The organism is Thioreductor micantisoli, assembly GCF_055392745.1.
The window spans coordinates 931,529-950,265 of record NZ_AP043760.1; the positions used below are offsets into that span (position 1 = coordinate 931,529).

Annotated in this window: 22 protein-coding genes; 14 read left to right on the forward strand and 8 right to left on the reverse strand. The window is 28.4% G+C overall.

Annotated features, from left to right (window positions below):
- Window positions 1-173: 173 nt before the first annotated feature.
- Window positions 174-968, reverse strand: coding sequence for a TIGR00282 family metallophosphoesterase (locus ACZ5OA_RS04890; protein ID WP_464906761.1), 795 nt, complete (start codon window positions 966-968; stop codon window positions 174-176).
- A 51-nt stretch (window positions 969-1,019) separates the two neighbouring features.
- Here ACZ5OA_RS04890 and ACZ5OA_RS04895 point away from each other — a divergent pair, with 51 nt between their 5' ends.
- From ACZ5OA_RS04895 to fliR, 8 genes are all read left to right on the forward strand, one after another.
- Window positions 1,020-1,964 carry a KpsF/GutQ family sugar-phosphate isomerase gene (locus ACZ5OA_RS04895; RefSeq protein ID WP_464906762.1) on the forward strand — a complete coding sequence of 315 codons (945 nt, stop codon included), beginning with the start codon at window positions 1,020-1,022 and terminating at the stop codon, window positions 1,962-1,964.
- 8 nt (window positions 1,965-1,972) lie between these two features.
- Entirely contained in the window at window positions 1,973-2,797 is an 825-nt protein-coding gene (locus ACZ5OA_RS04900; RefSeq protein ID WP_464906763.1) for a pseudouridine synthase, read from the forward strand.
- Window positions 2,785-4,557, forward strand: coding sequence for a glutamine--fructose-6-phosphate transaminase (isomerizing) (glmS, locus tag ACZ5OA_RS04905; RefSeq protein WP_464906764.1), 1,773 nt, complete (start codon window positions 2,785-2,787; stop codon window positions 4,555-4,557). The genes ACZ5OA_RS04900 and glmS overlap by 13 nt, the downstream gene beginning before the upstream one ends.
- A 9-nt stretch (window positions 4,558-4,566) precedes the next feature.
- Window positions 4,567-4,698, forward strand: a complete 132-nt coding sequence (locus ACZ5OA_RS04910) for a hypothetical protein (RefSeq protein ID WP_464906765.1) — start codon at window positions 4,567-4,569, stop codon at window positions 4,696-4,698.
- Window positions 4,699-4,827: 129 nt separating this feature from the next.
- On the forward strand, window positions 4,828-5,658 hold the full coding sequence (gene rpsB, locus ACZ5OA_RS04915; protein WP_464906766.1) for a 30S ribosomal protein S2: 831 nt from the start codon (window positions 4,828-4,830) through the stop codon (window positions 5,656-5,658).
- Window positions 5,659-5,673: 15 nt separating this feature from the next.
- Entirely contained in the window at window positions 5,674-6,597 is a 924-nt protein-coding gene (gene tsf, locus ACZ5OA_RS04920) for a translation elongation factor Ts (protein ID WP_464906767.1), read from the forward strand.
- Between the two features lie 13 nt (window positions 6,598-6,610).
- Window positions 6,611-7,252 carry an ABC transporter ATP-binding protein gene (locus ACZ5OA_RS04925; RefSeq protein WP_464906768.1) on the forward strand — a complete coding sequence of 214 codons (642 nt, stop codon included), beginning with the start codon at window positions 6,611-6,613 and terminating at the stop codon, window positions 7,250-7,252.
- Window positions 7,227-7,991, forward strand: a complete 765-nt coding sequence (fliR, locus tag ACZ5OA_RS04930) for a flagellar biosynthetic protein FliR (RefSeq protein ID WP_464906769.1) — start codon at window positions 7,227-7,229, stop codon at window positions 7,989-7,991. The genes ACZ5OA_RS04925 and fliR overlap by 26 nt, the downstream gene beginning before the upstream one ends.
- A 13-nt stretch (window positions 7,992-8,004) precedes the next feature.
- Here fliR and ACZ5OA_RS04935 read toward each other — a convergent pair whose 3' ends face one another.
- On the reverse strand, window positions 8,005-8,514 hold the full coding sequence (locus ACZ5OA_RS04935) for a phospholipase D-like domain-containing protein (RefSeq protein ID WP_464906770.1): 510 nt from the start codon (window positions 8,512-8,514) through the stop codon (window positions 8,005-8,007).
- Window positions 8,515-8,559: 45 nt separating this feature from the next.
- Between ACZ5OA_RS04935 and ACZ5OA_RS04940 the strand changes: the two genes are divergently transcribed.
- From ACZ5OA_RS04940 to ACZ5OA_RS04955, 4 genes are read left to right on the forward strand one after another with little or no spacing between them, the layout of a single operon-like run.
- A complete protein-coding gene (locus ACZ5OA_RS04940; protein WP_464906771.1) occupies window positions 8,560-9,816 on the forward strand; it encodes a hypothetical protein in 1,257 nt (418 codons plus the stop codon).
- Window positions 9,817-9,818: 2 nt separating this feature from the next.
- Window positions 9,819-10,442, forward strand: coding sequence for a guanylate kinase (gene gmk, locus ACZ5OA_RS04945; protein WP_464906772.1), 624 nt, complete (start codon window positions 9,819-9,821; stop codon window positions 10,440-10,442).
- Window positions 10,423-12,006 carry an arginine--tRNA ligase gene (gene argS / locus ACZ5OA_RS04950; RefSeq protein WP_464906773.1) on the forward strand — a complete coding sequence of 528 codons (1,584 nt, stop codon included), beginning with the start codon at window positions 10,423-10,425 and terminating at the stop codon, window positions 12,004-12,006. Before gmk ends, argS begins: the two co-directional genes overlap by 20 nt.
- Entirely contained in the window at window positions 12,006-12,431 is a 426-nt protein-coding gene (locus ACZ5OA_RS04955) for a 2-thiouracil desulfurase family protein (protein WP_464906774.1), read from the forward strand. The genes argS and ACZ5OA_RS04955 overlap by 1 nt, the downstream gene beginning before the upstream one ends.
- A gap of 33 nt (window positions 12,432-12,464) precedes the next feature.
- On the opposite strand, the gene ACZ5OA_RS04960 is transcribed toward ACZ5OA_RS04955, so the two are convergent.
- The 4 genes from ACZ5OA_RS04960 to ppk2 are packed head-to-tail and all read right to left on the reverse strand — an operon-like array spanning window position 12,465 to window position 15,867.
- On the reverse strand, window positions 12,465-12,827 hold the full coding sequence (locus tag ACZ5OA_RS04960) for a diacylglycerol kinase (RefSeq protein WP_464906775.1): 363 nt from the start codon (window positions 12,825-12,827) through the stop codon (window positions 12,465-12,467).
- Entirely contained in the window at window positions 12,824-13,240 is a 417-nt protein-coding gene (locus ACZ5OA_RS04965; RefSeq protein ID WP_464906776.1) for an FxsA family protein, read from the reverse strand. The genes ACZ5OA_RS04960 and ACZ5OA_RS04965 overlap by 4 nt, the downstream gene beginning before the upstream one ends.
- Window positions 13,237-14,952 carry a proline--tRNA ligase gene (locus ACZ5OA_RS04970; RefSeq protein ID WP_464906777.1) on the reverse strand — a complete coding sequence of 572 codons (1,716 nt, stop codon included), beginning with the start codon at window positions 14,950-14,952 and terminating at the stop codon, window positions 13,237-13,239. Before ACZ5OA_RS04970 ends, ACZ5OA_RS04965 begins: the two co-directional genes overlap by 4 nt.
- Before the next feature lie 9 nt (window positions 14,953-14,961).
- Window positions 14,962-15,867 carry a polyphosphate kinase 2 gene (gene ppk2, locus ACZ5OA_RS04975; protein WP_464906778.1) on the reverse strand — a complete coding sequence of 302 codons (906 nt, stop codon included), beginning with the start codon at window positions 15,865-15,867 and terminating at the stop codon, window positions 14,962-14,964.
- Between the two features lie 57 nt (window positions 15,868-15,924).
- Here ppk2 and ACZ5OA_RS04980 point away from each other — a divergent pair, with 57 nt between their 5' ends.
- Window positions 15,925-16,194 carry a ParA family protein gene (locus ACZ5OA_RS04980; protein WP_464906779.1) on the forward strand — a complete coding sequence of 90 codons (270 nt, stop codon included), beginning with the start codon at window positions 15,925-15,927 and terminating at the stop codon, window positions 16,192-16,194.
- 4 nt (window positions 16,195-16,198) lie between these two features.
- Window positions 16,199-16,642, forward strand: a complete 444-nt coding sequence (locus tag ACZ5OA_RS04985) for a ParA family protein (protein ID WP_464906780.1) — start codon at window positions 16,199-16,201, stop codon at window positions 16,640-16,642.
- On the opposite strand, the gene ACZ5OA_RS04990 is transcribed toward ACZ5OA_RS04985, so the two are convergent.
- Both ACZ5OA_RS04990 and ACZ5OA_RS04995 read right to left on the reverse strand, forming a co-directional pair.
- Window positions 16,639-17,127 carry an asparaginase domain-containing protein gene (locus ACZ5OA_RS04990; RefSeq protein WP_464906781.1) on the reverse strand — a complete coding sequence of 163 codons (489 nt, stop codon included), beginning with the start codon at window positions 17,125-17,127 and terminating at the stop codon, window positions 16,639-16,641. The two genes, ACZ5OA_RS04985 and ACZ5OA_RS04990, sit on opposite strands and share 4 nt — an antisense overlap.
- The gene (locus ACZ5OA_RS04995) at window positions 17,124-18,713 is read right to left on the reverse strand and encodes an ABC-F family ATP-binding cassette domain-containing protein (protein ID WP_464906782.1); all 1,590 of its coding nucleotides are present in this window, start codon (window positions 18,711-18,713) and stop codon (window positions 17,124-17,126) included. Before ACZ5OA_RS04995 ends, ACZ5OA_RS04990 begins: the two co-directional genes overlap by 4 nt.
- Window positions 18,714-18,737 lie beyond the last annotated feature (24 nt).

Sequence of the window (18,737 nt, forward strand, 5' to 3'; positions counted from 1 at the left end):
ACTAAAATAAATAAACGAAACAACTGTAAATTTTAACGAAAAAAAGCGTTAAAAAAAGTGTGCTTCAAACCCGAAGGGCGCTTGCGTTGACACTTTTTAGCTTTTTGGAGTGTTAAGAAATTTGCATTATTGTTAAGTGTTTTATTGAGTTGGCTATATTTAAACAATAAATTTTATAACCTAAAAGCCTTTTGAGAAATAAACTCTTCTTCAAAATCATAAGCCTTAATTTTAAAAGCATCTACACATTTTTTACCATCAAAATCAAAAACAACTGCTTGAAATATCTTTTTACACTCATCAACTACATCATATTTTTTACTAAACCCAGTTTTACATCTCTGTAAAGGTTCTTTTTCACTCATTCCAATTACATTATCAAAACACCCAGTAAGACCGATATCTGTTAAATATCCAGCACCTTTGTCAATTACTAAATCATCAGTCCCAATATGAGTATGAGTTCCAACAATTGCTGAAATTTTATTTTTAAGCATTAAAAACATAGCCCTCTTCTCTGCAGTGGCTTCAGCATGGAAATCTATAAAGATAACATAATCTTCTAACTCTTGAATATAGCTCTCTATAATTCTAAAAGGATTATTAAATCTAGGCATTGTAAAATCACCCATAAGAGAAATTATGGCTAATTTTTTTTCAACACTCACAAAAATTCCTTTTCCTGGTAACTCTTCATACATATTAAGTGGCCTTAAAATTGGCTCATTTTCAAGTAAATCAAAAATCTCTTTTTTATCAAAAGAGTGATTCCCCCCAGTCATCACATCAATTCCACTATTTTTAATCTCTCTATAATTTTTGGGAGTCATTCCAAACCCATGAGAAGCATTTTCATAATTAGCAACTACAAAATCAACACTATATTTTTCTTTAATCTTTGGTAAATGGTGTTTTACCATAACTCGCCCAGGTTTTCCTATAATATCACCAATAAATAATAATCTCAAAATTTACCTTTTTTTGATATAATTGTAACAAATTTTATAAAGGATACTTAAGTGGATTTTACAAAAATAGCAAAAGAAGTATTAAAAATTGAAGCTGATGCTTTAATGCAAGCCCAAATTGATAATGATTTTTTAAAAGCGATTGATATTATATTTAATACAAAAGGTAAATTAATAATTACAGGAGTTGGGAAATCAGGACTTATTGGAGCAAAAATGGCTGCCACTTTTGCAAGTACTGGAACACCAAGCTTTTTTATTCATCCCACAGAAGCACTTCATGGTGATTTGGGAATGATAAGAAAAGGTGACTCTGTTTTAGCTATTTCTTATTCAGGAGAAAGTGAGGAACTTGCCAAAATTTTACCACATATAAAAAGATTAGATATTCCTCTAATTGGTATGAGTAGAGACAAAACTTCAACACTCGGAAAATATTCAGATGCATTCATTCCTACAATTATTGAAAAAGAAGCGTGTCCCTTGGGAATAGCACCTACGACTTCTACAACTTTAACTTTAGCTTTGGGAGATGCTTTAGCCGTATGTTTAATGAAAAAAAGAAACTTTACAAGGGAAGATTTTGCATCATTTCATCCAGGTGGAAGCTTAGGAAAACAACTTTTTATAAAAATAAAAGATTTAATGAAAAAAGATTTTCCAACGGCTGATAGAAATATTTCTTTAAAAGAAGCTATTATAAAAATGACTGAAGGTAAAATTGGTCATCTATTATTTATAGAAGATGGAAAAACTATTGCCATTTTAAGTGATGGGGATTTAAGACGAGCTATGATGAGTGATAATTTTGATTTAAATAAACAAGCTTTTGAATTTGCTACTAAAAATCCAAAAACAGTAGATGAAAATTTACTTGCAAGTGATGTTTTAACCTTTATGGAAAAAAATAAAATACAATTACTTCCAGTAGTTGAAAATAACAAAACAGTTGGAGTAATTCATATACATCAATTAATTGAAGCTGGAATTAAATAAGGAAAAAAATGAGACTAAATAAATTTATAGCACACCATACAAAATATTCTAGACGTGATGCAGACAAGTTAATTTTTGATGGAAAAATCAAAGTAAATGGAGTTTTATGCATAAACCCTGCAACTGATATAGCGTCAGGTGACCAAGTAGAGGTAAACAATACTCTAGTTACTCAGAAAAAAAATTATACTTTTATTGTTTATAACAAACCAAAAGGTGAACTTGTAACTAAAAGAGATGATAGAGGTAGAAAAATAATATACCATTCACTCCCAACAAGATTTAATGGTATGAGATATGTTGGAAGACTAGATTATGCAAGTGAAGGTGTTTTAATTTTAGGAGATGCGATTGATATAGTGGATATTTTATCAACTTCAGACTTACCAAGAGTTTACAAAGTAAAAATCAAAGGTAATATCACAGAAAATATAATAAATGCAATGAAAAGAGGGATTGAGCTTAACAATAAAAGAGGAGCTCACAGTGAGAGTAAATTTAATCAATTAGAACTTCAACCTTTTATAAATTTTGAAATTATTAAAAATTCACCAACCTACTCTACTTTAAAAGTAGCTATAGCCGAAGGTAAAAACAGAGAACTTAGAAGATTTTTTGCCAATTTCGATAGAGAAGTTGCAGACTTAAAAAGACTTTCTTATGGATGGGTAAGTTTAAATAATCTAAAAGAAGGAAAATGGAGATATTTTACTCCTGATGAATATAATCTTTTACACGATTATTTGAAAATGCTAAAAAAAGAAGAAAGAAAAGAGCATTATAAACAAATCGATTTAGAAAGAGAGGGAGTAACTGAAGAATGTGTGGAATAGTAGGATATATAGGTAAAAACAATATAAAAGAGCAATTGTTAGATGGTTTAAAAGAGCTTGAGTATCGTGGATATGATAGTGCTGGATTTTCGATTATGAAAGATGGGGAATTATATTCATACAAATCAGTAGGAAAAATAAAAAATTTAGTAGAAAAATCAAAAAAATTCGAGATTGATGGATTTGGACTTGGAATCGCTCATACTAGATGGGCAACACACGGAAAACCTACTGAAATTAATGCACATCCACACTTTGCAGAATTTAGCTCAGTCGTGCACAATGGAATTATTGAAAATTACCAATCAATTAAACAACAACTTGAAAAAAAAGGAATAAATTTCTTATCTCAAACAGATACTGAAGTAATTGTTAAGCTTTTTGAAGATAAACTTGAAAATGATGCTTTTGAAGCATTTAAAAATACAATAAAAGAGTTAAAAGGTGCCTATGCAACTCTACTTCTAACAAAAAAAGAGCCAGAAACTATATTTTTTGCAAAAGTAGGAAGTCCTCTGTTAATTGCCAAAAATGATGAAGAAATATTTTTTGCTTCAAGTGACGCGCCAGTTGTAGGAAAAGCCAAAAAAGTAATATATCTTGAAGATGGAGATTATGGATATATAAAAAATAATCAAATTCATCTTTTTAGAAATGATAAAGAACTTCAATTAAATTGGAGTGATTTACCAAAAAATAGAGAATTCGCCCAAAAAGAAGGGTTTAGATTTTTTATGGAAAAAGAAATTTATGAGCAATCTCATGTGATAATTGATACAATGATGGGAAGAGCTTATGAAAATGGAATTAAATTTGAAGAGTTGGACAAAAACTTTTTAGATGGTATTACAAATATTACAATTTGTGCATGTGGAACAAGTTATCATGCAGGAATGGTAGGAAGTTATTTGCTTCAAAGAAATGCAAAAATAAAAACTACATTAGAAATTGGAAGCGAATTTAGATATAAAACACCACTTTTAACAAAAGATACACTTTTTCTTGTAATCTCTCAAAGTGGTGAAACTGCAGATACATTAGAAGCGTTAAAAATGGCTAAAAAAGCTGGACTTAAAACATTAGCTATTTGTAATGTAGATAATTCTTCAATCGTTAGACTTGCTGATAAAACAATCCTTACAAGAGCAGGAATTGAAAAAGGAGTAGCATCAACAAAAGCATTTGCTACACAAGTTATGGTTTTATGGATGTTATCAGACTTTTTTGGTGGAATAAATGAATACAAAACATTTATGAAAATTTCTAAAGCTTGTGAAGTTACAGAAAAACTACACGAAAAGATAAAAAGATTAAGTAAAAGATATTTAAATGGACACGGATTTTTCTATATTGGTAGGGATGTTTTTTATCCATTAGCGCTTGAAGGTGCTTTGAAACTAAAAGAGATTAGCTATTTACACGCCGAAGGTTATCCTGCTGGAGAGATGAAACACGGACCTATTGCCTTGGCTGATCCAGAGCTTTATACAATTGCACTTTTAAGTAAAAATTTACTTTTTGATAAAACAAAATCAAATATTGAAGAACTTTCAAGTAGAGATAGTACTATTCTTACAATTTCTTGTGAAGAGATAGAAACAACCGATGATTTTATAAAAATAAATGAAAGTAATCACTATATGATAGAATTTTATGAAATGATGATAATTACACAACTTATTGCTATGGAAATAAGCGTTCGTCTAGGAAATGATATAGATATGCCAAGAAACTTAGCAAAAAGTGTTACGGTAGAATAAGGAAAAATAATGGCAAAAAAAGAAGAATTAAAAGACGAAGAACCTATGAAATTAGGTGCAGGATTTGGAATTAAAATTTTAATAGTTGCAGCTAGTTTAATAGCTATTATAATTGGAGTTCCATATTTTTTGATGAAATAAACAAATTTTATGGTATAATTTTATTTCAAAATTCTCATCTGTCAATTTCCTTAGAAAAGGTTGCACGAAAGTGTTGAGGGACAGAGAGGAAAAAACCTAAACTAAAAAGATAAAACACAAGGAGAACTTATGGCATGTAATGTAACAATGAAAGACCTATTAGAAAGTGGAGTTCATTTCGGACACCAAAAAAGAAGATGGAATCCAAAAATGAAAAAATTTATTTTTGGTGTTAGAAAAAACATCTATATTATAGATTTACAAAAAACTTTGAGATATTTCAAATATACTTATAATATTGTTAGAGATTTTGCAGCAGAAGGAAAAACAATTCTTTTCGTTGGAACAAAAAAACAAGCAATTAATGTAATCAAAGATGAAGCAATTAGATGTGGAATGCCTTATGTAAATCACAGATGGCTTGGTGGTATGATGACTAACTTTAATACAGTTAAAAAATCAATCAGAAAACTTGATATCATTGAAAAAATGGAAGAAACTGGACAAATTAATTTATTAACTAAAAAAGAAAGATTAATTCTAAGTAGAACAAAAGCTAAACTTGAAAAATATATTGGTGGGGTTAGACATTTAACAACTACTCCTGATGTATTATTCGTAATTGATGCAGTAAAAGAAAAAATTGCTATTCTTGAAGCAAAAAGATTAAGAATTCCAGTTGTAGCACCACTTGATACAAACTGTGATCCTGATATAATTGATTATCCAATTCCAGGAAACGATGATGCTATTAGAAGTGTTCATTTATTTGCAAAAACAATGGCAGATGCTATCATTGAAGGTAAAGAATTAGCTGCAGAGGAAAGTGGTGAAGAAATTGATTTACCTATTTCAGAAGAAGAAGTTGCAGAAGTTGCAAAAGAAACAAAAGAAGAAGCTGTAGCTGAAACAAAAACAGAAACAGAAATCGCTGAAGAAGTAGCAGAAATTAAAGAATAATTAGAAGGAGTAAAAATGGCAAATATTACAGCTAAAATGGTAAAAGATTTAAGAGAAAAAACAAGTGCTGGAATGATGGATTGTAAAAAAGCATTAGTTGAAGCTAATGGTGATGAAGAAAAAGCAGTTGAACTTCTTAGAAAAAATGGTCTTGCAAATGCAGACAAAAAAGGAAGTAGAAATGCAGCAGAAGGTGTTGTAAATGTTGAAATCAGTGATGATTATAAAACTGCTACTATTTCTGAAATTAACTGTGAAACTGACTTTGTTGCTAAAAATTCAGACTTCCAAAAATTTGTTACACAAACTACTGAACATATTCAAAAAACAGAACCAGTTGATGTAGATGCTTTATTAAATGGTGAATTCAAAGGTGCTAAATTTGAAGAAGAACTTAAAACTACTATCTCTAAAATTGGGGAAAATATTGTTGTTAGAAGATTTACAACAATCAAAGCTGATAAAAATGGTGTTTTAAATGGTTATGTTCATATGGGTGGTAAAGTTGGTGTTGTTGTAGCAGCGGCTTGTGATAAGCCTGAAACTGCAGATGCTATCAAAGATGTTCTTAAAGATATTGCTATGCACGCAGCAGCTATGAATCCTAAATATTTGAATCCTGAAGCAATTCCAGCTGAAGATATTAAAAAAGAAGTTGAAATAGCGAAAGCACAACTTGAAAAAGAAGGAAAACCTGCAAAAGTAATTGACCACATTATCCCTGGTAAAATTGCAAAATTTGAAAAAGATAATTGTCTTACAAAACAAGAATATGTAAAAGCAGAAAAAAAAGAAAATGTTGAAACTTTCTTAAATAATATGGCTAAAAAAGCTGGCGGTGAAGCTAAACTTGTTGAATATATTAGATATGAAATGGGTGAAGGTCTTACTAAAAATGGATGCACTCTTGCAGAGGAAGTAGCTGCATCTCTTGCTTAATCGAGGTCTTTCCTTGATTAAGACAATTAATTTATCTCACGAATTTGATTATCCTCTTTTCAAAAATATTTCTTTAGAAGTAAAAGCTAAAGAAAAAGTAGCAATACTTGGCGTAAGTGGTAGTGGGAAGTCAACATTGCTTCATATTTTATCTACATTTCTAAAACCAAATAGTGGTGAAGTTTATCTATTTAATGAAAATATTTATTCTCTAAAAGAGAAAGAATTACTTGAATTAAGAAAAAATAAAACTGGTATTATTTTTCAATTTCATTATCTTTTTAATGGATTTTCAGCTCTTGATAATCTAAAAGTAGCTGAGATTTTAGCTAACACACAAATCAATGAAAATCTTTTAAAAAGATTAAATATAAATGATGTAATACATCAAAATATACAAACCTTAAGTGGTGGACAACAACAAAGAGTAAGTATAGCAAGAGTGCTTACTAAAAAACCAAAAATTATATTTGCAGATGAACCAACTGGAAATTTAGATAGAGAAAGTGCATTTGAAGTTATGGATATATTAGAAGAATATTGCAATAACAACAACGCTTGCTTAATAATGGTCACACATGATGAAGAAATAGCCAAAAAATGTGATACACTTTATAAATTACAAGATTATGGACTATACACAATTACTAAATGACAAAAATGTCATAACATTTTTTCTTTTATTTATCAGATGGAGTGCTTTAATAGCTTTTTTACCAGTCTTTAATTTTAAAACAATTCCTAACATGATTAAAGCTGCTTTTGTATTTTGGTTTACAATTATAACTTTTCCATTAGTTCCACTTATTACATTTGAGCCTACTCTAAACAATATAATTTTATCTATTATTAACGAAATTACATTTGGCTTTTTTACAGGAATTGCTTTACAAGTAATCTTTATGATTTTACAATTTGCAGGTGAGCTTATATCTTTTGTTATGGGACTTACAATGGCTACAATAGTTGATCCTAATAGTGGAATCCAAACTCCTGTAATATCACAATTTTTTAATCTATTAGCAGTTGTTATATTTTTAGCTGCAGATGGACATTATTTGATGCTTGAGCTGATAGCAAAATCTCTACATTCTATGCCTTTTGGACAATTTTTCGATATGAAAAGTATGGGGGAATATTTAATGTATGAAATGAATCATTTTTTTATACTAGGATTTTCTCTAGCTTTTCCAATACTCGCAGTATCATTTTTAAGTGATATAATTTTTGGAATGATTATGAAAAGTATGCCTCAATTTAACTTACTTGTAATAGGATTTCCTATTAAAATTGCAATTAGTTTTATGATTATAATTGCAATTTTAAGCAGTATGATATTTATGTTTAAAAAAGAAGTTTTTGATGTTATAAATATATTATCATCCTTCATTTAAATAATAAAATTAATTATTTAGCCTTCCACAACTTTTCAAAGATAGGAATAAATCTTCTTGTAAAAGTTCTATCATCATTTATATATAAAAGTTCATAATTTTTATGAAAAGCAGAATAAGTATAGTTAGCACTTCCAAAAGCCACTACTCTTTTATCAATTATTAATAATTTTATATGCATAATACCTTTATACTTTCCAATTGCCCTACCACTTAATAAATGAACTTTAATATTTCTTAATTTTTTTAATCTTGGAACTATACTAAAATATTTTTGATTATTATTTGAACTTCTATCGGCAACTATTCTAATGCTAATACCTTTTTTGGCAGCTATTTTTAAGGCTTTAAAAAAGACTTTATTGGTAAAAGCATACATTGCTATATCTATATTTTTATGAGCATGAGATATTAAATAAGAAATCTTTTTTTGAGCTTTTTTACCATCATTAGGCATAAAATATATTTTATCTTCCGCATTTAAAAATATTATACAAACAATTAAAATAAATATTTGTTTCATTGCTATCCTTTTTGGTATAATTATACTAAAAAATGGGAGAATATAATGAAAACAGCCCTATTATTTAGTGATAATGCTACCATAAAAAAACTTTTTTCTTTAAGTTTAGAAAAAATGGGTATGCAACTTATAGAAGGTGATATTAATAATCCACAAGAAGACGCTAATATTATATTTATAGATAATTCAATATATTCTGATGAATTAATACAAAAGCTACCTCATTCAACAAAAAAAGTACTTATTTTAGGGAAAAATGAAGAAAAAAAATCTGGTTTTGATGAATATATGAATAAACCATTTTTACCTACTGATTTAATAGAATTAATTAAAAAGACTGAAGAACAATCTAAAAATACACAAGAAGATATACAAAAAGATATCTTGGATAATAATGAAAATCTAGATCTAGATATAGATGATGAACTGTTTTCTGATTCAGATGATGAAATTTTCTCAGATGATTCTAATTTAGATGAAGATTTAAATGATATTGAATTAAATGAAGATTTAAATATTGAAAATGATGATGACTTAAAAATTGATAACATTGATGATTCTGATCTCTCTTTGGATGAGAATAATGTTCAAGCCGAAACAAATAATGATAATGAAATAGAAAATTTGGATGATGATGAAGATATAACTATTGATGATTCTGATTTGTCTTTGGATGAAGACAATGAGCAAGATAAATCAAATAATGATAATGAAATAGAAAATTTAGATGATGATGAAGATATAACTATTGATGATGCTGATTTGTCTTTGGATGAAAATAATAATCAAGAACAATCAAATAATGATGATGAAATAGAAAATTTAGATGATGATGAAGATATAACTATTGATGATGCTGATTTGTCTTTGGATGAAAATAATAATCAAGACGAATCAAATAATGATAATGAAATAGATTTAGACAATACAAACTTAGATGAAGATGATAAAACAAAGGATAAAAATATGGATTTAGATAAACTTGATAATGAACTTGAAGATATGGATGAAAAAAGTGTCGCTGAAGCAATTGGGGAAAATATAGAAGATATGGGTGAAAAAAATGATAATTTAGATAAGTTAGCCAACGAAGAAGCTGAAAATCTATCAGAAAATGAAGAAGAAAATAAAAATTTAACTGAAATACCAGAAAAAAACAAAGAAAGTGAAGAACCAAAGCAAAATTCAAATAACAATAAAGAAGCTGAAAATACAGTAAATTCATTATTAAATTTAAATCTGGAAGCGCTTAAAAACTCAGGTGCTACACTGACAATTACTATCAAATTTGATAAAGAATAAAAATGGGTAGCTTAGTTGTTTTATCCGGACCAAGTGGAAGTGGAAAAACTTCAATTGCTAGAGAAGTTTGCAAGAAAATTGGAAAAGATAAAACTATATTTTCTATCTCCTCCACAACAAGACTCCCAAGAAAAGGTGAAAAAAATGGAACTGATTACTATTTTGTTACAAAAGAAGAGTTTCTAAAAGACATAGAAAAAGGCTACTTTCTAGAATGGGCAGAAGTTCATGGAAACTATTATGGAACAAGTATAAAACCTATTGAAAAAGCAATGAAAGAAGGAAAAATTGTATTTTTAGATATTGATGTTCAAGGGTTTGAATCTGTTAAAAAAATATATTCTAATGTTATAACATCAGTTTTTATAACTACAAAAACTAAACAAATTTTAATTGAAAGACTTAAAAATAGAGGAACAGAAACTGAAGAAAGTTTAAAAATAAGACTTATAAATGCATTAAATGAAATGAAAAAAATAGATGAATATGATTTTTTATTAATTAATGACATCTTAGAAAACAGCATAGAAAAACTTGAAGCAATTGCAAAAGTATCATTAATAAAAGCAGATAAACAAAATTTAGATATATTTATAAAGGAATGGAATGAAACAAAAGATAATTAATATTATTAAAAATCATATAGATGATGAAATTATTTTACAAAAACCTAAAAAAGAAGAATTTGGGCATTTTGCAGTACCTGTATTTAAATATGCTAAACAAGAAAAAAGAAATCCAATGGAATATGCAACTGAACTAGCAACTTCATTTGAAAAATATGGTGAATTTGAAAGTGTAGAAGCAATTGGTGGTTTTGTTAATTTCAAACTTAGTGATTCTATGATGAATGAAATGGCAAATAGAGTCTTAGAAGAAAAAAATAATTTTGGAAAAGATGAAAAGAAAGAAACTATTTTACTTGAATATATTTCTGCAAATCCCACAGGACCTATGCATATAGGACATGCAAGAGGTGCAATATATGGAGATGCCTTGCTTAGAATAGGAAGACATTTAGGATATAAAATAGTTAGTGAATATTATGTAAATGATGCAGGAAATCAAATCAGACTTTTAGGTGTATCTTTATATTTAAGTGCAAGAGAAATCCTTTCTTATGATGTAAAATGGCCGGAAGAATTTTATAAAGGCGAATATATTAAAGAGTTAGCGTCAAAAGCAATCGATAAATTTGGAAAAGAATATTTTAATGATGAAAATAATATAGAAAATTTATCAACTTGGGCAAAAAATGAAATGCTAAAAGTCATCAAACAAGATATAGCAAATCTAAAAGTAACTCCTTTTGATAATTGGGTAAGTGAAAAAAAACTTTACAATAAATGGGATGAAGTTTTGAATAAACTGAAAAAAGCAAATGCAATTTATGAAAAAGATAATAAAATTTGGTTAAAAAGCACAGTTTATAAAGACGGTAAAGATAGAGTAGTAGTTAGAGATGATGGACGGCCTACATATCTTGCAGGAGATATTATTTATCATTTTGATAAGTTCAAAAGAAATTTTGATAAATACATCAACATTTGGGGTGCTGATCACCACGGATATATCGCAAGAGTCAAAGCTGCTATTGAATTTCTAGGATATGATTCTAAAAAACTTGAAATACTTTTAGCTCAAATGGTAGCACTTTTAAAAAGTGGAGAACCATATAAAATGAGTAAAAGAGCTGGAAATTTCATACTTGCAAGTGATGTAGTAGAAGATATTGGTGCAGATGCACTTCGTTTTATATTTCTAACAAAAAAAGCTGATAATGCACTTGAATTCGATGTAGATGATTTAAACAAAACTGATTCAAGCAATCCTGTATTTTATGTAAATTATGCTTATGCAAGAATTAATTCTATATTTGATAAATTAAATAAAACTTTTGATGATGTGAAAGAAGTTAAACTAGATAATTTAGAAAAAGCTGAAAAAGAGTTACTTTTTTTTGCCCTGCAACTTCCTTATGAACTTGAAGATTCATTCAAAAATAGAGAACCACACAGAGTTACAAACTTTTTAATAAATCTAGCTTCAAAACTCCACAGCTTTTATAATTCAAACAAAGTAGCTGGAGATGAAAGAGAAGCAATTAGATTAAAAATCTTAGCAAGCGTAGCTACAATCATCAAAACTGGTACGAATATTTTAGGAATTGAACTAAAGAACAGAATGTAATGCAAAAAGCACTGATTAGTGAATGTATGCTTGGAGTAAGTTGCAGATATGACGGAAAATCTAAACCATTAGATAAAAATATATTAGAGAAATTAAATCAAAAATATATTTTAATTCCTTTTTGTCCCGAAGCTTACACTCTCCCTACTCCAAGACCTGCAGCAAGATTTATAGGAGATAAATTAATTGATATAAATGGAGTTGATAAAACTGAAGCTTTTTTTAAAGGTGCGAAAAAAGCACTGAAAATTTGTCAAAACGAGAATATTAAAATATTTATAGGAAAAGAAAAATCTCCTAGTTGTGGGATAAAACAAACATCAGCTTATATAAATGGCTGTGAATGCAAATGCAACACTTACGGCCTTACAAGTAAAATTTTGAAAAAAAATGGAATTGAATTGATTAGCGAATGGGAATTATAATAATTGAGAATTGAGAATGAAAAAATGTTAATTTTAAAAAAAATTTTTAATTAAAATACTTCCCCATACAAAAACAGCAAATAAAATAGAGATAAGAACTGCTGAACTACCAGCATCTTTTGCTCTTTTTGCCATTTCATGATATTCCAAAGTTACCAAATCAACAACTCTTTCAATCGCTCCATTTAGTGCTTCCACTATCAAAATCAAAACTAAACTAAAAAACATAAAAAGTTTTTCAATAAAACTAACATCAATAAAATATAAAATAGTAATAAAAACAGTAAAAGCAATAATTTCCAATTTAAATGAAGTTTCATTTTTAAGTAAATCTTTTAGCCCATCAATTGCATAACTTGAGTTTTTGAAAATTGAATATTTTGGCTGATTTCTCATTTTTCTATCTTTCTATCATCTATAATTTCTACATCTATTACATCATCTTCACTATCAAATGGATTTTTATCTTGATTCTCTCTTTTTGGCAAAAATTGTCTTGCTACAAAAGCACCAAACTCATCAAATTGCATCAAAACCCCTAAAATATCACTAAAAACCCCTGGTAAAATAAGTAAAAAGGCCCCAATTAATTTAAACAACCCAATACTCATAAATTCTTCTTGTGATATCTCTTTTTTCATAACTTTTTGCATAGAATCAACCAGTGAAAAATGTAAAGTCCTTAAGATAAAAACACCTATAAATCCACTAAATAAAATTTCAATAAAAGTCCCAAATGGAGAGACTATAGATGTAAATTCATAAGTTACAAAAATTTCAATAAAAAGATAAGCTAAAAAATAAATCATATTATCTCCATTAATTTTTCATATACTTCATCACTTTTTATTTCAAATTTTTCCAATATTTTTCTATCTCTAATCTCAACAATACCATCTTTTAACTTTTTACCAATTACAACAGCATAAGGAAAACCAATAAGTTCAAAATCTTTGATTTTTGGTCCAAATCTTTCTTTTCTATCATCAAGAAGTATTTTTATTCCTACATTTTGTAATTTAGAATACAATTCTTCCCCAAATTCCACCTGTTCAGCTTTTTTAACATCTCCAATAATTATATCTACTACAAACGGCGCTATCTCTTTTGGCCAAATCATACCAAATTCATCATGATTTTGCTCAATTGCTGCTGCTACTAATCTACTAACCCCTATTCCATAACATCCCATAATAAAAGCTTTTGCTTTTCCTTGTTCATCCAAAAAAGTTGCATTCATAGGTTTTGAATAAACATCTCCAAGTTTGAAAATATGCCCAACTTCTATACCTTTTGTAAGTTTCAATCTTCCTCCACATTTAGGACATCTATCACCTTCTTTAACAGCTGCTATGTCTCCATATCGTGTAACATTTCCAAGTATATTAGCTTCTTTTAAACTTGCACCTTTGATATGATAAGGCTCGATATTTGCACCAGCTACCAATTCATCAGCACCTCTTAAATCATCATCAATAATATAATCTACTTTACTATCAAGTCCAAATGGTCCCACATATCCAGCAACTAACCCACTATTTTTAATCTCTTCTTCACTTGCATCTACTAAATCATCTGCAAATATTGCATTCTTTGCTTTTGTAACTTCTAGTTCGTCATCACCTCTTACGAAAAATACAACTATTTTTTCTTCATCTGCGAAAATTGCCTTTTTTATAACTGCTTTGATTATAAAATGTTTATCGACTCCCAAAAATTTAGAAACTTCTTCTATAGTTTTAATATTTGGAGTTTCGATTTGCTCTATCTCTTCTGTTTTTATAGGATTTTCTTTTTTAGGATTTCTTCTGCTTGCAACTTCTAAATTGGCAGCATAATCACAACTCTCACAAACAGCTAATGTATCTTCCCCACTATCAGCTAATACCATAAATTCTTTACTTCCAGTCCCACCAATAGCTCCACTATCAGCCATAACTGCTCTAAATTCAACTCCAAGTTTTGTAAAAATTTTTCTATAAGTCTCTTCCATTAGATTAAATTCTCTATCTAAATCTTTATCATTACTATGGAAAGAATAAGCATCTTTCATTACAAATTCTCTACCTCTAAGAAGTCCAAATCTAGGTCTTGCTTCATCTCTAAATTTTGTATTAATTTGATATAGATTTACAGGAAGTTGTTTATAACTTTTAATTGTATTTCGAACAATATCCACGAAACTTTCTTCATTTGTCGGACTTAAAACATAACATTGATTTTTTCTATCTTTGATTCTAAGCATTTCATCGCCCATTTTATCAATTCTTCCACTTTCAGCCCACAACTCACAAGGTGTTACAAATCCAGCAGTAACTTCATTTGCTCCTGCTTCATCCATCTCTTCTTTTACAATTTTTCTAATATTATCAAATGTCATCTTTCCAAGTGGTAAAAAATCGTATATTCCAGCTGCTATTTGTTTAATAAATCCAGCTTTTACTAAATATTTATGGCTTGGTAAACTGGCATCTTTTGGGTCTTCTTTTGTTGTATAAGTAAATAGTCTTGAAAATCTCATAATTATCCTTTAATCTGTAAATTTACCTGATTTTATTCTTTGCACTTCCATAAGCTCTATCTCTCTTGCACCACTAACTACTATTTCATCTTCTGGCACAAAACTTAAATCTTCATTTCTACCTTCATAATCTATTGCATTTAAAATAACTTTCATAGCATTAAGTCTAGCTTTAAATTTATCATCACTTCTAATAACAGTCCAAGGAGCATAAATTGTATGTGTATTTTTGAGCATTTCATATTTCATTGTTGTAAATTCATCCCATTTATCTTGAGCTTGAAGGTCAATTTCACTTAATTTCCATTGTCTAAGTGGATCTCTTTGTCTTTTAGCAAATCTTTTTGCTTGTTCTTCTTTTGAAATTGATAGATAAATTTTTACTAAAACAGTTCCGTTTCTAACAAGTGATTTTTCATATTCTACTACATCTTTTTTAAAGTTTTCATATTCTTCTTCTGTGCAAAATCCAAATACAGGCTCAACCATTGCACGATTATACCAACTTCTATCAAAAAGTACTATTTCTCCACCTCTTGGAAGTTGTTCTGTATATCTTTGAAAATACCATTGAGTTCTTTGTACATCACTAGGTTTTCCAAGAGCAACTACTCTATAATGTTTTTCATTCATATATCTTGTAACTCTTCTAATAGTTCCACCTTTTCCAGCTGCGTCTCTTCCTTCAAACAAAACTACCATTCTTTTTGAATTATTTTCTAAATAACTTTGCATTTTAATAAGTTCAGCTTGATAAGGTTTTAAAGCTTTTTCTGAAGAATACTTTTTTACTGCTTTTTTTTCTTCATCTTTTAGATTAGCATACTCATTCATCATATCTTCAAATTTCATTTTTTTATTCCCAACCATTACATATTCTGGATTATTAAATTCATTTAAATCAATTTCTCTCATTTCTTACCTTTATATTTTCTAAATTATGGTAAAATTATACCAAAAAAAGGTTACAAATTGGTTATTGCTCTTTATAATATAAAAGGAGGTGTAGGAAAAACATCAACTACAATAAATCTAGCTTTCAATGCCTCGAAAAATAATAAAGTATTAGTATGGGATTTGGACCCACAAGGAGCATCAACTTTTTATTTAGAAAGAAAAGTCAAAAATAAAAATTTAGTTTCAAAAATAACCAAAAAAGGTCTTGAAAAATATATAAAACATACAAATTTTGAAAATATTGACATAATTCCTGCAGATTTGAGTTCTAAAAGATTTAGATAAATATTTGGAAGATGATAAACTTTTGACAAAATTATTAAAAAGCATAACAGGATATAAATATATTTTTATTGATTCCCCGCCTACTTTATCTCCTATTTCACAAAATATATTTAAAGCTAGTGATGTGATAATTATTCCAACAATTCCAACAATTCTTTCTATTAGAACATATAACCAAATTGTAAATTATTTCAAAGCCTATACTTCCAAAAGAAAAGTGTTTACATTTCTTTCAATGGTGGATAAAAGAAAAAAAATGCATCTTGAAATAAGTGAAAAAATATTAAATTTACCTAAAAAACAAATTCTAAAAACTCCGATTTATAATTCTGTAATTGTAGAGAAAATGGGAGAAGAACTCGCACCTGTAGAAGTATTTGCTCCATTTAGTGAAGTTTCAAAAGCATATCAAATGTTATGGAAAGAGATAGAAACTAAAATCAATTAAATTTTCTTATAAAAAATCCCATTTTTATAATCTTTTTCTATTTTTTTATAACTATCAACAACCCCATTCATCGCAATATAGATTCCATTTTTGCTATTTTCTATAAATCCAATAGCTAAAAATAGATTTGCAGTAGCTTCTACTGAATTTATCTCATAAGGTTTCATCGCTCCACAAAAAACAATCTTTTTATCTTTAATTTCTGAAATAAATTTAGCTGATTTTTTCATCGTATCTGTTCCGTGAATTATAATTATTTTATCTTCTTTTATATTTTGTATCGTTTTTTGTAATAATTTTCTATCGTTTTTCGTAAATTCGAGTGAATCTTTCGAGATAATTTGAGTAATTTTATATTTTTGATTAAAAAGCGAGTTTTTTAAAATCTCTGATAATGCTTCATAATCCAAAGGCACTTCAAGAGTGCCTTTTACTCTATTATATCTTTTATTGAATGTTCCACCTGTATTGATAAAATGAATCATTTTTTTATATTTCTATAATCCTCATAAGTTCCCATAAAATCAGTAATCCCTCCATCTGGATTGATTTCTATGATTCTATTTGCAAAAGCATCTATAAAATCTCTATCATGAGAAACTACAATTGCTTGGCCATCATAATTGAAAATAGCTTCACCAAGAGCAATAATAGCTTCTAGATCTAAATGGTTCGTAGGCTCATCTAAGATCAATACATTTGGACCTATTAGCATTAGTTTTGAGAGCATCATTCTATGTTTTTCTCCACCACTACATTTTTCAATTGATTTTTCTTGTTCCTCTCCATTAAAAAGCATTCTTCCAAGTGCATTTCTAATATCACCTATTTCAGAATCTTTTTTGAATCCTCTAAGCCAATCATAAAGTTTTTCATCTCCTGTAATTATATCAGTTGTATTTTGTGGAAAGTAACCAATATCTGATTTTGCACCCCATATAACTTTACCCTCGTCAGGTTTTAGATTTTCTACTAAAATCTCACAAAGTGTAGTTTTCCCTATCCCATTTGGTCCAATTAATGCTATTTTATCACCTTTGTTCATCACAAAACTAATATCATTTAAAACTTTATGGCTATCAAAACTTTTAGAAATATGCTCTACAAAAAGAATTTCTTTTCCTATTTCTCTATTTTGTTTGAAAACAATACTTGGTTCTCTCCTACTTGAAAGCTCAATCGGTTTTAAATCAAGTTTATCAAGTTGTTTTTGTCTAGAAGTTGCTTGTTTTGCTTTTGAAGCATTTGCACTAAATCTTCGGATAAACTCTTCAAGTTGTTTTTTTTGTGCTTCTTTTTTATCTCTATCTGCAACTGCTTGTTTTTGCAACACAGTAGAAGACATATACCAATCATCATAATTTCCAGCAAATTCTCTCAGTTTTTTGAAATCCAAATCTATAATATTAGTTACAACTTCGTTCAAAAAATGTCTATCATGAGAGATTACAATCATTGTTCCTTCATGTCTTTTGAGTTGACTTTCAAGCCATGAAATAGTTTCCATATCTAAGTTATTTGTAGGTTCATCTAAAAATAAGATATCTGGTTTGGGAAATAATACTTGAGCAAGTAAAACTTTGAATTTATCTGCATTTGGAACTTCACTCATAAGTTTTAGATGTTCATCTTTGGAAAATCCCAAATCTTCTAGAATTTTAGTGATTTTAATATCATATTCGTAAGTAGGGTCTTCTTCTACTTTTATCATTTCAAGTTCACCAATTCTATTATTGATTTCATCGGTAAATTCTTCTGACATATATAATTTTTCTTGCTCTTTGATAGCATCAAAAAGTTTTTTATTTCCATATAAAACTGCATCAAAAAGAGTGAAATCTTCAAAAGCATATTGATTTTGACCTAAAACACCTACTTTCAAAGCACTATTTATAATTATTTCACCATCTGTAGCATCTTCTAAACCAGAAAGTATCTTCAAAAATGTTGACTTACCAGCACCATTTGCACCAATAAGTCCATATCTTTTACCTTTGTCAAGAGTTAAATTAACATCCTCGAACAAAACCCTACTTCCATAAGATTTTTTTAAATTTTGCACTTTTACCATAAAAAATTCCTTTTTTATGAAATT